Origin of the sequence: Chryseobacterium taichungense, assembly GCF_900109935.1 — a bacterium.
GTDB lineage: Bacteria > Bacteroidota > Bacteroidia > Flavobacteriales > Weeksellaceae > Chryseobacterium > Chryseobacterium taichungense.
On record NZ_FOBV01000002.1, the window covers coordinates 692,573 to 706,591 of the forward strand.

16 protein-coding genes are annotated in these 14,019 nt (G+C 35.3%); 6 read left to right on the plus strand and 10 right to left on the minus strand.

The annotated features are described in order from the left end of the window. Positions 1-5: 5 nt before the first annotated feature. The 4 genes from BMW64_RS06740 to BMW64_RS06755 form a co-directional block, all read right to left on the minus strand. Positions 6-455: a MarR family winged helix-turn-helix transcriptional regulator gene (locus BMW64_RS06740; protein WP_089999290.1), complete on the minus strand. Its 450-nt coding sequence runs from the start codon at positions 453-455 to the stop codon at positions 6-8. Positions 456-620: 165 nt separating this feature from the next. Then, positions 621-1,541: an ABC transporter ATP-binding protein gene (locus BMW64_RS06745; RefSeq protein WP_089999239.1), complete on the minus strand. Its 921-nt coding sequence runs from the start codon at positions 1,539-1,541 to the stop codon at positions 621-623. Between the two features lie 88 nt (positions 1,542-1,629). Continuing rightward, positions 1,630-2,601, minus strand: coding sequence for an iron ABC transporter permease (locus BMW64_RS06750; protein WP_089999240.1), 972 nt, complete (start codon positions 2,599-2,601; stop codon positions 1,630-1,632). Positions 2,602-2,613: 12 nt separating this feature from the next. Continuing rightward, entirely contained in the window at positions 2,614-3,168 is a 555-nt protein-coding gene (locus tag BMW64_RS06755) for a TlpA family protein disulfide reductase (protein WP_089999241.1), read from the minus strand. A gap of 28 nt (positions 3,169-3,196) precedes the next feature. On the opposite strand from BMW64_RS06755, the gene BMW64_RS06760 reads away from it, so the two are divergent. Then, positions 3,197-4,321 carry a flavin reductase family protein gene (locus tag BMW64_RS06760; RefSeq protein ID WP_089999242.1) on the plus strand — a complete coding sequence of 375 codons (1,125 nt, stop codon included), beginning with the start codon at positions 3,197-3,199 and terminating at the stop codon, positions 4,319-4,321. Further along, a complete protein-coding gene (locus tag BMW64_RS06765) occupies positions 4,318-4,935 on the plus strand; it encodes a SanA/YdcF family protein (protein ID WP_089999243.1) in 618 nt (205 codons plus the stop codon). The genes BMW64_RS06760 and BMW64_RS06765 overlap by 4 nt, the downstream gene beginning before the upstream one ends. On the opposite strand, the gene tamL is transcribed toward BMW64_RS06765, so the two are convergent. Further along, positions 4,932-7,529: a translocation and assembly module lipoprotein TamL gene (gene tamL / locus BMW64_RS06770; RefSeq protein WP_089999244.1), complete on the minus strand. Its 2,598-nt coding sequence runs from the start codon at positions 7,527-7,529 to the stop codon at positions 4,932-4,934. The two genes, BMW64_RS06765 and tamL, sit on opposite strands and share 4 nt — an antisense overlap. Here tamL and BMW64_RS06775 point away from each other — a divergent pair. Further along, a complete protein-coding gene (locus BMW64_RS06775) occupies positions 7,515-8,246 on the plus strand; it encodes a TrmH family RNA methyltransferase (protein ID WP_089999245.1) in 732 nt (243 codons plus the stop codon). The two genes, tamL and BMW64_RS06775, sit on opposite strands and share 15 nt — an antisense overlap. A gap of 66 nt (positions 8,247-8,312) precedes the next feature. On the opposite strand, the gene BMW64_RS06780 is transcribed toward BMW64_RS06775, so the two are convergent. The 5 genes from BMW64_RS06780 to porQ all read right to left on the minus strand — a co-directional run bounded on the left by BMW64_RS06780 (position 8,313) and on the right by porQ (position 11,478). Next, positions 8,313-8,810, minus strand: a complete 498-nt coding sequence (locus tag BMW64_RS06780; RefSeq protein WP_089999246.1) for a phosphoribosyl-ATP pyrophosphatase — start codon at positions 8,808-8,810, stop codon at positions 8,313-8,315. A 3-nt stretch (positions 8,811-8,813) separates the two neighbouring features. Next, positions 8,814-9,122, minus strand: a complete 309-nt coding sequence (locus BMW64_RS06785; protein ID WP_089999247.1) for a phage holin family protein — start codon at positions 9,120-9,122, stop codon at positions 8,814-8,816. Positions 9,123-9,205: 83 nt separating this feature from the next. Beyond that, positions 9,206-9,550, minus strand: coding sequence for a YtxH domain-containing protein (locus BMW64_RS06790; protein WP_089999248.1), 345 nt, complete (start codon positions 9,548-9,550; stop codon positions 9,206-9,208). A 94-nt stretch (positions 9,551-9,644) separates the two neighbouring features. Further along, positions 9,645-10,319 carry a (d)CMP kinase gene (gene cmk, locus BMW64_RS06795; RefSeq protein ID WP_089999249.1) on the minus strand — a complete coding sequence of 225 codons (675 nt, stop codon included), beginning with the start codon at positions 10,317-10,319 and terminating at the stop codon, positions 9,645-9,647. Positions 10,320-10,485: 166 nt separating this feature from the next. Next, positions 10,486-11,478 (minus strand): type IX secretion system protein PorQ, encoded by a 993-nt coding sequence (gene porQ, locus BMW64_RS06800; RefSeq protein ID WP_089999250.1) that lies wholly within the window; start codon positions 11,476-11,478, stop codon positions 10,486-10,488. A 473-nt stretch (positions 11,479-11,951) separates the two neighbouring features. Here porQ and pyrH point away from each other — a divergent pair, with 473 nt between their 5' ends. The 3 genes from pyrH (at position 11,952) to frr (ending at position 13,889) form a co-directional block, all read left to right on the plus strand. Then, a complete protein-coding gene (gene pyrH / locus BMW64_RS06805) occupies positions 11,952-12,659 on the plus strand; it encodes a UMP kinase (RefSeq protein WP_089855827.1) in 708 nt (235 codons plus the stop codon). Positions 12,660-12,904: 245 nt separating this feature from the next. After that, a complete protein-coding gene (locus BMW64_RS20620; RefSeq protein ID WP_177175247.1) occupies positions 12,905-13,072 on the plus strand; it encodes a bacteriocin-like protein in 168 nt (55 codons plus the stop codon). A 262-nt stretch (positions 13,073-13,334) separates the two neighbouring features. Beyond that, entirely contained in the window at positions 13,335-13,889 is a 555-nt protein-coding gene (gene frr / locus BMW64_RS06810) for a ribosome recycling factor (protein ID WP_089999251.1), read from the plus strand. Positions 13,890-14,019 lie beyond the last annotated feature (130 nt).

Here is a 14,019-nt window from a genome sequence, read left to right on the forward strand (position 1 = left end):
TTATATTATTTTCTATTGTTTAAATCTGTAGCGATTTTCATGATTTCATTCATCACTTCTTTAAAAGTTTCCAGCTTTTCAGGAGCGATTTTCTCCATGATTTTTTTGTTGAAATTCACAACCACTTCTTTGGACATATTTCTTGAGTGCAATCCTTTATCAGTAAGTTTTATGATAACTTCACGTTTATCGGTGGTTGTTTTTTCTTTGTAGATATAGCCGTTATCTTCAAGGAGCTTTATAATTCTTGTTAAAGAGGTAGGTTCAATAGCCATTTTAGGCCCGAGGTTAGTACTTCGGGTTCCTTCTTTAGGATCTATTTTAAGGAGGGTAAGCGCCTGAACGGCTGTAGAATCATGTTCCTGCGCCATTTCCGTATACATCTTGGAAACAGCCAGCCAGGTTTGTTTCAAAATTAAGTCAACGTTTTCTATTTTCTCTTTTTTGTTATCCATCATTTTTCAATATCGAGGTTTACCCAAATTTAGTAAATATTATGCATGCATAATATTTATTTACGTTAAAATTTGTTAATATCCTGATAATAAAATGATTAATTAATATGATGAGCATAATACTATGCATGCATAATATATTAACTTGATAAAGAAAGTAAAATATTAATATAATGTTTTTAACAGATCAATTATTTCTTCAAAAGATTCACATTGGTAATTGTGTTTCAAATTTGAAATAATCCAATAGTCATTAAACTCGAAAGTAAGGGAAGAAAGATCTTGAGGAAAGTTTTTCTGCAATAAGGAAAAAAGCATTTCCTTGTAAACGTACGGTGCCGTAATTTTAGGAGGAACGAAATTTTCATTGATCTTAAAAAGAGTTGCATTCGTAAGTTCGTCGTGTTTTAGTAAAACATCTTCCACAATTCCGTTATATAGATGATGGTCTTTAACATACCATATTTTATCTGCAAACTCTTTGGCAAGTCTCCAGTCGTGTGAAGAAAAAAGAATGAGCTTATGATGTTCTTTGGCTAATTTTCTTAAAACTTTGAGAATAACGATCTTATTCTTCTCATCCAAATGGGTTGTCGGCTCATCCAAAATAATCACCGGAGAATTTTGAGTAATCGCCCTTCCGATAAAGGCTTTCTGAAGATTTCCGTCCGAGAGATTTTTAAGAGGAGTATTTTTATACTGAGTTAATCCCAATTCTTCAATAATAGATATGACTTCCTCACGGTCTTCTTTTTTTAGGGCAAAATAAAAAGGGTAATAAATATATTTTCCTAACGAAATCAGATCTTCAACAGTATAATTTTGCGGAATTACTGATTTTGAAAATACAATAGCAATATTTTCTGCCATTTCTTTAACTGAAAAATCCCTGATATTTTTGCCATGAAGAAAAATATCACCTTTCAAAAGCGGAATCTGATGCAAAATTGATTTAATTAAAGTTGTTTTACCTACGCCGTTATTACCAATTAAAAGGCAAACTTCACCTAAATTCAGATTTGCATCTGCATTTGAGATTAAGGTTTTCTTGTAACCAATATTAGCTTGTTTAATTTGTAGGTGCATTTTCTTTTATATTACAGCAGATTTCACTGTTTTATTATAGATTTATTTTCTTATTCACGTAAATTAAATAGACCATTGTATTCACCATTCACACTTTATTCTGCCTTAAAAGCATCACCAGAATTACCGGAATTCCAAAAATAGAGCTGATCACATTGATAGGAATCTGTGTTTTCTCAGCTATAATCGAAAATATAAGCATAACACACATTCCCAACAACATATTTAAAATCCATTGTTGCCAAAGTTTTGAAGGATTATAGATTAGCCTGCAAAAATGAGGTATTATAATCCCAATAAATAACACAGGTCCCATAAATGCCGTAACAGATGCGGATAAAAGGGAAGAAGATACAATAATCAAAATTTTCAGCTGATTCAAATTGACTCCTAGACTTTGTGCATAGGATACGCCCAAAGAATTTCCGATCAAAGGTTTTATACTTTTAAAACAAGCGAATAAACCGATCAATACAAGCACAAAAAGTATGTAGATCTGGTTGCGGCTTACCATATTATTGGCACCAAAAGACCATAAAATATAGTTTTTAAGACTTTGATTTTCTGCATAAAACTGAAGCAAAGAGACAACAGCACCGGCCAGCGCCGAAACCAAAAATCCAAAGATCACCAGATAAGATTTATCCTGAAACCGGTTTGATATCGAGAGTAATAGAAACATCAGAAGCAAGCCTCCTGTAATTGAAGATAAACTTAAAAATGTATTCTGAAGAAAATCAGGAAGTGAAATACCGTAGGAAAAAAAGATATAAAAAGCCACCGAAAGACTTGCCACGGAAGTAATGCCTAAAATATCCGGTCCGGCAAGCGGATTTTGGAAATATTCCTGCATCAGAAACCCGGACGTCGGAATAGAGATCCCAGCCAATAGCATCACCAGAATACGATTGACACGAATTTCAGCGATAAGACTTTGCGAAGTTTCCGTAAAAAAATCCTGAAATTTTAAACTTAAAAATCCTGTATTCAGATTAATAATCGTTGCCAAAAGAATAGCAAGAAATAAAACCAAACACAGGATTCTAAATTTATCTGACATAAAGTCTGACGTTTATTTTAAAAGAGAATTGATTTTTTCGTTGAGCTGCTCTTCGCTCATCATCCCTAAAGTCTCGTCAGTTTTATCACCTTTTCTCATATAAGTAAACGGAATTGCACCGCCATCCCATTTCTTAAAATTGGCAGCGAAAAAATCTCCCTGCAAAGACTGCCCATCCAGCAAAACCGTATTATTGCGGATTCCCTGTTCATCAACGAATTGAGGAACTTTTGTATTCCAGTCTTCTTTACTATCAACACTTACAAAGGTAATTTTTACCGGTTTTCCGTTGAGTTCCTGAATTTTATTTTTAAAGTGAGGAATTTCCTTTACACAAGGGCCGCACCACGTTGCAAAGAAATTGGTAATATATAGCGTATCGTTCTTTTTCCCTAATAGCTCAGTAGCCTGCTGTGGACTAAACATTGCTAACGCCGCCTTAGGCTCAGAGTTTTCTGTAGTAGCAACAGAATCTGTCTCCGGCTGGCTGTCTTCGATTTTTGTGCTTTCTTTCTTACAGCTTATAAGAGATACCAGGAAAAGCGTGAATAAGATTATCTTTTTCATTATTTTTTATTTATTTTTGAATTGAAGTATGAAACAACAAATCTATAAAGGGAAACTTACACAGTTTCATTGGCTAAAAATAACGAAAAAGGAAGAACTGACCAAAAATACTTTCGCTCTGGAATTTGAAATTCCTGCGCACCTGAAGGAGAATTTTAAGTTTGATGCAGGTCAGTTTGTGAGTATACAATTTCAGTCTCATGGTAAGGACGTAATCAAAGACTATTCAATGACTTCGGCGCCTTATGAAGAAAAGATCGCTTTAGGAATAAAAATGAACTCGCCTGAAGGAGATGCTTCAGAATTATTCAGAAATTATAATGTTGGCGATAAATTATTAGTCAGCGAGCCCAGCGGAAGATTTACTCTTATTTCAAAACCGAGTGAATTCAGAACGATCGTTGGCTTCGCTGCAGGAATAGGAATTACGCCGATTTTAAGCCATTTTAAAAATATCCTTCACAATGAGCCAAGAACAAGACTTTTCCTGTTTTTCAGTAATAAAACCGGTGAAGATCTCATCTATCGTGAACAGCTTGACAATCTTGCCAGGAACTGTGGCGAAAGGCTTCAGATCTTTTACTTTTTTACACAGGAAAAAACATCAAACAGTTTTTTTCAAGGTAGACTTGATGATAAAAAACTATATCTGATTATTAATCAGATTCTTCACTTAGATGATACCGATGAAGAATCGACCATTTGGGATGCAGTGGATGAAGTCTTGATTTGCGGGAAAGGGGATATGATTAAAACCCTTGCAAATGCATGCTATCATCATGGAATACCGAAGAAAAATATTCATTTTGAACTTTTTGAGGAATATAATGACGATATTTATCCTGTGGAAAAAGAATTTCCGCTGATTGAAAATATTGATGTTGAATTTAAAATGCTCGGAAAGCAATATTTTACGGAATTACCGGATAATAAAGAGAAGATTTTACAGCAACTGTTAATTCAAAAGTTTGCCGTTCCTTATTCATGTAAATCAGGCATATGCGGAAGCTGTGAATGTATTCTTGAAGAGGGAGAAGTTGATTTGCTGGAGAATGAATATTTAACGGAAAAAGAAGAAGAAAAAGGACACATCCTGGCCTGCATGTCTATTGCAAAAAGCAGGAAAATAAAGCTTAACTTTGATCTTAGTTGAGAATAATAAAAAACATATTTAACCTGATCTCTATATCAGCGGAAATTCTGATTCTGCTGATATGTCTCGCCAATGCCTGGGTTTTTGCGTTAACGGATGGAAGAACATACAACAAAATATCCAAAATTCCGCCGAGGGAAGTGGCATTGGTATTGGGGACTTCACCAAAGATGCGATCCGGATCATCAAATCCATATTTTACAATGAGGATGGATGCCGCCGCATTACTTTATCATCATGGAAAAATCAAAAAAATTCTTGTAAGTGGGGAAAAAAGCAAAGGATATGATGAGCCTGCTGCTATGAAAAATTACCTCATCTACCAGGAAGGAGTACCGGGAGAGATTATCATGGAAGACCCTAAAGGATTTAATACTTACCGAAGTATTCTCAGATGTAAGGATGTATATAGAAAAGACAATGTCATCATTGTATCTCAAGGTTTTCATAATCTTCGGGCTTTATTGTTTGCCAGAAACAACAATATGAACGCGCTGGGATTTGATGCCCAGGACGTTACCAAGCCTGAAAGCTACTACAGAAACCAATTCAGGGAAATACTGGCAAGAACGGTTGCTGTAGTATATTTTGCTTTGGGAATTTCACCTGATTAGAAAGGATATCCGAATGCGATATTTAAAGTAGGCTTGAATGGCTGGAAATTTTTCAGTCTCCATCGGTCGCCTTCAGGTTTATTTGGATCATATATTTTATAAGCAAGATCAAGTCTCAGGGTGATATAGGCGATATTTACCCTTAATCCGAACCCGCTGCCGACACCGACCTGCTTTAGAAATTTATTAAATTTAAATTCATCGCCGGAACCGTCACTCGTGCTTTTCAACGCCCAAATATTACCTATATCTGTGAAAAGTGCTCCTTCATAGGTGTCATTAAAAGGAACTCTGAATTCAACATTGGTGGTGAGCTTCATGTTTTCTGTCATGTATGTACGAACTCTTTCATCAATCTGAGAATCTGCAGGACCTAACCCTCCAAAAGGAACCCATGCCCTGATATCGTTCGCTCCACCATTAAAATACGATCTGATGACCGGCATGCTGGAAGAGTTTCCGTACGGAATACCCACGCCTACGAATTGTCGGAGAACAAGTGTATTGTTATTAAATTTAAAGTATTTTCTTATATCGAAATCAAATTTCACAAACTGAGCATACGGAACTCCGAATATCGTTCTTTCCGGGCTCGTCAAAACCCCACCATCATTTCTTTTCTGATTGAATATGCTGAATATATTTCCCGCAAGCTCTACTTTTCCATTGAAATAAAATGAGTTCGGATATTCTTTTTTACCGATTTCATTATAAACGAAATTGTAAATAAATGAAGAGATTAAAACATCCTGGGTCTGCCGGTCTTTGTTGATCAATGAACCTACAAACGCAATATATCGGTCGGCCCCCTGCTGATTGAGCCCGGCAGTATATTCAAGATCTCGCGTGATAAGCCTTGAAACTTCATCAATTGTAAGCTTTCCGGCACCAAAATCTTGTGCTACAGAAGGTTTAAAAGCGAAATAATCATCAAAAATTTCACTTCTGATCGCTTCGTCATTCACGAAATAATCATAATAAGCATCTTTATTTTTTGTTAAACTCAGCTGGGTATTAAATAAGGTAAGTCTGTGAGAAACTTTATCATTTACCGTTGCCAGATAATTTAAACCTGTATTAAAGTTTACCCTTCCCAAACCGATATTGTTCTGAACCGAAGCACCCAATACGATTGATGAAGTAGGGCTGTACCTTTTTGGAAGTAATTTATAATAATCGAACGGCAACAGCAATCTCGGAAAATTCAGCGATGCCTGGGCCGAAATCTCGTAGGCCAGAACCCGACTGCTGATATCTTTAGTACTTCTTATTGATCCAAATGTTCCTGAAAGACTCGTTGAAAGGTTTTCCGCACCACCAAAAACATTCCTCGTAGTAAGATCTGCCGAAGGCGAAACACCAAGGTTAAGCAATTGTGAATAATTAACATCCGTTCCTAATTTAAGTTCATATTTAGGAAGGGGTTTAAGTACATACATCACGTCTATGATACTATCATTGGGAGTCGTTCCTCCGCCATGTCTTAAAGAATCCCGTGATTTAAGAATACTGAAATTGTTCATAGCCAACAGGTTTCTCCTTGTAAGATCAAACTTTTTCTGATCATATACCTGTTTGTTTCCAATGGTAATAGCACGCCACAATGCCCTGGAACTATACTGATTATTAACCTTATGAAACCTGATTCCTCTTAAACTGTCTTTTACCGTATTTTTCGGGTAATCCGACATTTCATCTACAATGGCTACATCAATATTTCCTATGGTAGCCACTTTATAAGGCCGGTCGAGGGAATCTTTATGAATTTCAAGGGTTAAAGGCACTTGTTTTCTACTTTTGATAGAATCTGCAACAAAATAGATTTCATCACCAAGATTATTGAATCTGTAATACCCGTAATCTTTCATCAGGTCATTGATTCTGGTAACTTCCTTTTCAAGAACCGTCTGATCTAATATTTGACCTTGCTTAATAAGACTTTCTCTTATTTTCTGCTGGTAAATATTTTTTACGGTAGGATCGGTGATATTATAGTAATATTCTTTAATATAAGTAGGATCTCTGTGGGTGATAAAATAAGTAACTGCCGCTTTTTTTGCAGCAGAATCCAGATCATGTTTAAATTTAACTTCAGCATCCCAATATCCACGATAGATGAGTCTTTTTTCTATTGATTCAGCACTTTTTTCAGTTTTCGTCTGATCAAGAATTACCGGTGCCGAACCCCAATTGTGATACAGCCTGTCAAAGAACAGGCTTTTCCCTACACTGCTCTTCATGTTATATTTAATGAAAAGAGAATCTCTTAATTTCTGATTTCTCAATTCATTAGGATAGGTCATATATTCATTCAGAAGAGTGTCATATTTAGGATTTGCAGCATTATATAGCCATAAGCTGAGCGGCATAAAAAGAAATTGTCTTTTATTGGGCTTTTGCTGTACATAGTTTTTTAGTTCACTATCGAAAGGAGCTTTTTTATCTTCGAACTCAAAATTATTGCTTACGAGCAGATATTCCCCGTCAGGAACCTTTTTAGTGGTACTACAAGCATAAAGGAGACCTACAAATGTTGCAAATGATATAATTTTATAATATTTTTGAGGAGAATTCTTATAATGCTTACAGCTCATACAATAAAAATTTTACAATCTTTGGATAAAAAGAAGTTCAGACAAAAATACAATTTGTTTTTGGTTGAAGGTAATAAAACGATCAATGAACTTTTTAATTCCAACTTTAAAATTAAAGAAATATTTTCTACCGATCCGCAAAAATTGGACCGTGCGAACGTTCCTGTAACACATATTTCTGAAAATGAGTTAAAAAAAATAAGTTTCCTGCAACATCCGAAGGATTCTGTGGCTGTCTGCTATCTGAATGAAGAGAAAAAATTATCCGACCAGAATCTACAGCTTGTTCTTGATGGTATTCAGGATCCCGGAAATATGGGGACCATCATACGTTTGGCAGACTGGTTTGGAATTGAACAGATTATCTGTAGTAAAGATACGGTGGATTTCTATAATCCTAAAGTAATCATGTCTAGTATGGGATCGTTTGCGAGGGTCAATATTGTTTATGAAAATCTGACAGACTATCTTTTAAACACAAAAAACCTTAATATAGGAACAGATATGGACGGTGAGAATATTTATTCGTTTGAAAGACCCGAAAGAATGAATCTTATCCTGGGAAATGAGGGCAATGGAATGCGTCCTGAAACTGAAAAACTTTTACAAAAAAGTGTTATGATCCCCAGATTCGGAAAATCTCAATCGACAGAAAGTCTTAATGTTTCTATGGCTGCCGGTATTATTCTGGGACAATTGTTCGGAGTGAGAGAGTAATAGGGTTTGAGAGTGGGAGAGTCTTAGAGTATAGAATAACTAAATAAAACACTCCCACTCTCGAACTCAGATAAGTTGTTCCATACTAGAAACACTTTGGTTTTTCTGGTAGTTCTCAAGTCTTTTCCGGATAAATCGCAGCGCAATCGGTGCAAGATAGATTAATGCAACGCCAGCAACTTTTCTTTTCCAGTTTGAGCTTTTAAGACTTTTCCGTGCATAGTTTCCTACAATTGCAGTTACCCCAAGTTTGATTAAGGTATCTACAGCATCTCCTTTAAAAGCAGAGCTGGCAATGCCCATTGCTGTATTCTTATTGATAAGTGCATCTTTTATTTCAGACGTGATCTGTTTGGCAATAACGTCTTTTCTCAATACAACTTTTTCGTCACCGTCTTCATCTACTTTTTCCTGCAGATACTGATCTGTCAAACCATTGGTGAATGCACTCAAACTTTCTTTTGTATTTTTGAATGTAAGAAGATCCTCAAGCCCTTCGATTTCCTGCTTTAATAGCTTTTTCTTTCTTCTTAATTCTTCTAAGCTTTCATACTTTCTGCCCATAGTTTAATGATTTAAAAATTTAATAACCTGATCTGCCACATAGTTTACGAGTCTCTTTTTAAATATCATAAGAACCATCATTATTACAAAGTAAAATGCGGCAACGATAAGAAATCCGTACGAGCTGTTTCCCAAAGCTTTCCCAATGAGAAATGCGATCCCAAAGTTGAACAGGATAATGAAAAAACCAAAGGCAACCAACATTAAAACAAAATAGGTAATAACTCCGGCTGAAAGCGAAGATTTTTCCGTCGCTTCAATTTTCAGCAGGTCAATTCTTTTCGATGCGTATTCTTTAATAGTTTCAATCATTGTTTTTCTTTAAAGTTACAAAAAAAGGAACTTTCGTTTATAAAGTTCCTTCTCATAATTTACCTAAAAAAATAAATTATTTATTATTTTAGATCATTCAGTTCAGATTCTACATTTTTCACTACATCTGCAGTTTTTGAAACAATCTGATCTTTATATTTATCGTATCCGTCTTTCACCGTGTGAGCTACGTTATTTGCTGTTTCTTTAAAAGTAGAAGAAATACTGCTGTATTGATCTTTCACTTTTTCAGAAACTTCTCCGTACTTGTTTTTAGCCTGATCCTTCAGATCATTAGCTTTATCTTTAATTTTTTTTCTGGTTTCTTTACCTTCTTCCGGAGCATAAAGCATTCCTAAAATTACACCCGCTGCAGCACCTGCAAGAAGCCCTGCCAAAATACCCGCTGTATTGTTTTTCTTAGACATTTTCGTTTTTTTTAATAGTTAATAATACTAGTTTTACTTGTTTAGTATTTGTACAATTAATATACCAAAGGAGGCATAGGCCTATTAAAAATTGTTAAAATTTTTTGATATATGAGAGAATATTGTCAATCGTTTCTTCCTTAGAAAGCTGTGTGTTATCGATGACAATAGCATCATCTGCCTTTCTCAACGGTGCTATTTCCCGCTCGCTATCAATCTTATCCCGTATAATAAGGTTTTCTTTTACCTGTTCTTCATTGGCTTCAATACCGAGAGAAAGAAGTTCTTTGTATCGTCTTTTAGTTCTTTCTTCAATGCTCGCTGTCAGGAAAAATTTATAGTCTGCATTTGGCAGAACTACTGTCCCTATGTCACGCCCATCCATGATAATACCTCCTTTTTCTGCCAGTGAACGTTGAGACTGCAAAAGAAAATCTCTTACTTCTTTCTGTTTTGCGACAAAACTTACATTTTCTGACACTTCATTTGTCCTGATTTCTTTGGAAATATCAATATGATTCAGAAAAAGAACCAATTCTCCATTATCATTTTTAAATTCAAGCTCAATCTGATCGAATGAGGAAAACAATTCTTCAAGATTAATTGACCCATTTTCATTAATACAATTCTGAAGTGCAAACCAGGTAACACCCCTGTAAAGCGCACCCGTATCAAGATGAATGAGCCCTATCTTTTCGGCAATGATTTTAGATATTGAACTTTTTCCGGTAGAGGAGTACCCATCGATTGCTATTACAGGTTTTTTCATATTGCAAATTTCCAGATTTTTTCTTAAAAATCAAGAAAACTTGACACATTTATTGTCATCCCATTTATCGTTCCATAGAATATGCTTTATAATCAGTAAGTAAACTAAAAATCCCCGAATGTTATTCAGGGATTCATTATGTATTATTTAAGGTGAACAAAACAATCTATTCTCCTGCATGGCTTACAAGATCTATTGAAACACCAATCTGGTTGACGTTTGAAGAGTTGTGATAGCGCACATGCGCATAATCAATACGGAATCTTGACAATTTAATACCGAAACCTGCAGAAAGACCTGAGAAATTTCGTTGATCTGCTACGGCAAGTTCATTTCCTCGTTTCACATTATACCCAAGTCTGATGTTAAATCCTTTTTCCGGAAATAATTCGGCGCCCAGAGAGAAATGGTCTGCGATTTTCCGCCCTACATTGACTTCCTGTCCGTTGACATTATATTGAGAAGAAATATTGAACTCCTGAAGGTCGTGCGCTGTAATGGTAATGGCTAACGGAATTGCCTTTAAAATTCTTGTATATCCTAAATCTACTCTGAAAGGAAGATTTTCACGTGTTCCGTTAAAAGACTTAAACTGATAACCAAAATTTCTGAATACCAGAGAAGCAGTTTCTTTGTTCTTTTTGTTGTGATAAGTAATTCCCGCATTTCCTGAAATGGCGGAAGAAGTATAATTGTCGATTTTGGATGTGATAAAATTCAATCCGCCACCGATTGTCCAATCTTCCTCAAACTGATAGGCATATCCTGCTCCGATAGCGACATCAGAAGCTTTGAAAGATCCGTTTTCAAAACCGCTTTCATCTGTTCTGGGAATATCTCCATAGCTCATATAGCGCGCATTAATCGTCGCCATATGTCCGTTTTCAAAGTCTTTAGCATATGCTATTGTTCCGTATTTGGAATCTGCAAGATATGCAGTTGCATTTACAGAAAGCTGATTATCAGAATCACTGTTCAGCAAGGAAGGGTTTGCAATAGCAAAGGAAACATCATGATCTCTTACGGAAATAGCATCTCCACCCAATGCAGCCTGTCTTGCAGATACAGGAATATTGAGAAACGGATAAACGTTTGTTCCTGTTTGCGCATAAGAAACAACTCCTGACAGAAATAATGAAAAAATGACAATTTTCTTCAATTCAGTTTATTATTAATGCAAAAATAATCCTTTTTCGTACTTTTCAAAATATTTCTCACATTATTTATAGGTAAATATTCAAGTTTTGTAAAAATTGCTTGTCAATCATAATAAAAGGTTTCTGTTATTTCTTTGTTCTTGTTACACTGTTCGTGGAAACTTCCGAAGATTGAATTAATGTAATCTACCCTAGCCCCGATCGCAGCATTTGTTTGAGCTCATTTTTTCAGAATTCGGCGCGGCGGCGGAGCCGCCGCGCCGAATTCTGAAAAAATAGCGAGTGCGGAGAGCGGGAAATTGCTCCTTATAAAAATAAATATTCCTTTTCGATGTTATCAAATTGCTCCCACAAATCAGCTTACCACGCAAGATTTAAAAATTTAATCCAGAATTAAAAATCAACCTTATTAATGATTATATTTGCAAAGTCAAATTTCTGACAAACCAACAAATAAAGTTATTTAAAAATAAAGATGAAATATAAAAGAATCCTTCTGAAACTTAGCGGAGAGGCCTTAATGGGAAACAGACAATATGGTATTGACAACGACAGACTTCAGGAATACGCAGCTGAGATCAAAAAAGTAGTAGACAAAGGCTGTGAGGTTGCCATTGTTATAGGAGGAGGAAATATTTTCCGTGGTGTGGCAGGAGCTGCAAAAGGAATGGACAGGGTGCAGGGAGATTATATGGGAATGCTTGCAACGGTAATCAATGGGATGGCGCTTCAAGGTGCGTTGGAAGATGCCGGAATCAAGACAAGACTTCAATCTGCCATTGAAATGGACAAGGTAGCAGAACCTTTCATCAAAAGAAGAGCAGTAAGACATCTTGAAAAGGGTAGAGTAGTAATCTTCGGTGCAGGAACAGGAAATCCTTATTTCACAACGGATACTGCAGCAACATTAAGAGCAATTGAAATTGGAGCTGATGTCATTTTAAAAGGAACAAGAGTAGACGGAATCTACGACAGCGATCCTGAAAAAAATGTAAACGCGGTAAAATATAATTCATTATCTTTTGACGAGGTTTATGCTAAAAATCTTAAAGTGATGGATATGACTGCATTTACATTAAGTCACGAAAATAAATTACCGATCATTGTTTTTGATATGAACAAAGACGGAAATCTTGAAAAAATTGTAGACGGAGAAAATGTTGGTACTTTAGTCGATTTGTAATTTAAAAAATTAAGTAAGGATTTAAATAGTTTAATTAAAACAATTTAGAAGTTCGGAAACTACTTATAAACATTTAAATTACTGAAAATATAATTGCCTGATTATTACTTTAATAGCTAATAATCGGGCATTTTTTATAAAATCTCTGAATCTCAAAATTAATGATTTAAAAAATATTATAATTTAAATCTCTGTAAGGAGAAATTTATTATTATATTTGATTTACAATCAAATAAAGTATTATTATGAAAAATCTAAAAAAATTACCGAAGAAAGAATTGAAGACAATTCTAGGTGGCAGACCGCCTCTGGGATGTAACGATTGGAACCAGGCGCAGGGCTGCTGCAGATCGTGGGACCCAGGTTACTGCGGAAATACAACCTGTCCTGATTCACCACCGCCACTTTGCTAATCTCTTAAAGCTCCAATTCATAAGATTTGGAGCTTATTTATGTATAAGCTTGATTTAAGTTATTCTTTCATATATGAAGACTCAATCTGTGAATTTTAATTTGTTATGCTATCATAGCATTTTCCGGATATTTTATTATCTTTGAAACCGGTAAAAAATAGTAATAAAATAGTAAAAAACGATTATTTGTAATAGATTTCAGAATCGTAATTTACGAATCAAACTATTTAAAATGTGCAACTTATCAAATTTTTATTATATAATGGAAGAATTAGATCTTATAGTAGAGTCTGTACAACACGATATGGAAGCAGCTGTTAAGCACCTGGATCATGCATTTCAAAGAATCAGAGCGGGACGTGCGTCAACGAATATGGTTCAGGATGTAATGGTAGAATATTACGGAGCAATGACTCCTATCAACCAGGTGGCGAATGTTTCTGTTCCGGATGCGATGACGATTTCTATTCAACCTTGGGATGCTAAAGCAATTAATGATATTGAGAAAGCGATTATTAATTCAAATCTTGGCTTTGCTCCTTCTAACAACGGGATCAATATTATCCTTAATGTTCCGCCATTAACGGAAGAAAGAAGAAGAGAGCTGGCAAAACAGGCAAAATCTGAAACTGAAGATACAAAAGTTGTTGTAAGAAATGCCAGACAAAATGGTCTGAAAGAACTTAAAAAGCTTGACGGTGTCTCTGAAGACATTATTAAAGGTATCGAAGCAGATATCCAGGTTCTTACGGATAAATATGTGAAAATTTGTGATGAACACCTGAAGGTTAAAGAAGCTGAAATTATGAAAGTATAATTTTCAGTTTTTAAATAATAAAGCGGCTCTTGAGGCTAGTCATGGTCGGAAGAAATTCCGACCTTTTTATGTTTTGAAAACTTTTGTGGGATCCCCTCCCGCAAATACGATTAAAATAGCAGTAATCATA

Bases quoted from the DNA above. Each gene is read 5' to 3' on its own strand.
- BMW64_RS06755 (WP_089999241.1), bottom strand. From the start codon at position 3,168: ATGAAAAAGATAATCTTATTCACGCTTTTCCTGGTATCTCTTATAAGC.
- BMW64_RS20620 (WP_177175247.1), top strand. From the start codon at position 12,905: ATGAAAAATCTAAAAAAATTACCGAAGAAAGAATTGAAGACAATTCTA.
- pyrH (WP_089855827.1), top strand. From the start codon at position 11,952: ATGAAATATAAAAGAATCCTTCTGAAACTTAGCGGAGAGGCCTTAATG.
- BMW64_RS06750 (WP_089999240.1), bottom strand. From the start codon at position 2,601: ATGTCAGATAAATTTAGAATCCTGTGTTTGGTTTTATTTCTTGCTATT.
- BMW64_RS06790 (WP_089999248.1), bottom strand. From the start codon at position 9,550: ATGTCTAAGAAAAACAATACAGCGGGTATTTTGGCAGGGCTTCTTGCA.
- BMW64_RS06780 (WP_089999246.1), bottom strand. From the start codon at position 8,810: ATGGGCAGAAAGTATGAAAGCTTAGAAGAATTAAGAAGAAAGAAAAAG.
- BMW64_RS06760 (WP_089999242.1), top strand. From the start codon at position 3,197: ATGAAACAACAAATCTATAAAGGGAAACTTACACAGTTTCATTGGCTA.
- BMW64_RS06745 (WP_089999239.1), bottom strand. From the start codon at position 1,541: ATGCACCTACAAATTAAACAAGCTAATATTGGTTACAAGAAAACCTTA.
- BMW64_RS06785 (WP_089999247.1), bottom strand. From the start codon at position 9,122: ATGATTGAAACTATTAAAGAATACGCATCGAAAAGAATTGACCTGCTG.
- BMW64_RS06740 (WP_089999290.1), bottom strand. From the start codon at position 455: ATGGATAACAAAAAAGAGAAAATAGAAAACGTTGACTTAATTTTGAAA.
- BMW64_RS06775 (WP_089999245.1), top strand. From the start codon at position 7,515: ATGCTTACAGCTCATACAATAAAAATTTTACAATCTTTGGATAAAAAG.
- tamL (WP_089999244.1), bottom strand. From the start codon at position 7,529: ATGAGCTGTAAGCATTATAAGAATTCTCCTCAAAAATATTATAAAATT.
- frr (WP_089999251.1), top strand. From the start codon at position 13,335: ATGGAAGAATTAGATCTTATAGTAGAGTCTGTACAACACGATATGGAA.
- cmk (WP_089999249.1), bottom strand. From the start codon at position 10,319: ATGAAAAAACCTGTAATAGCAATCGATGGGTACTCCTCTACCGGAAAA.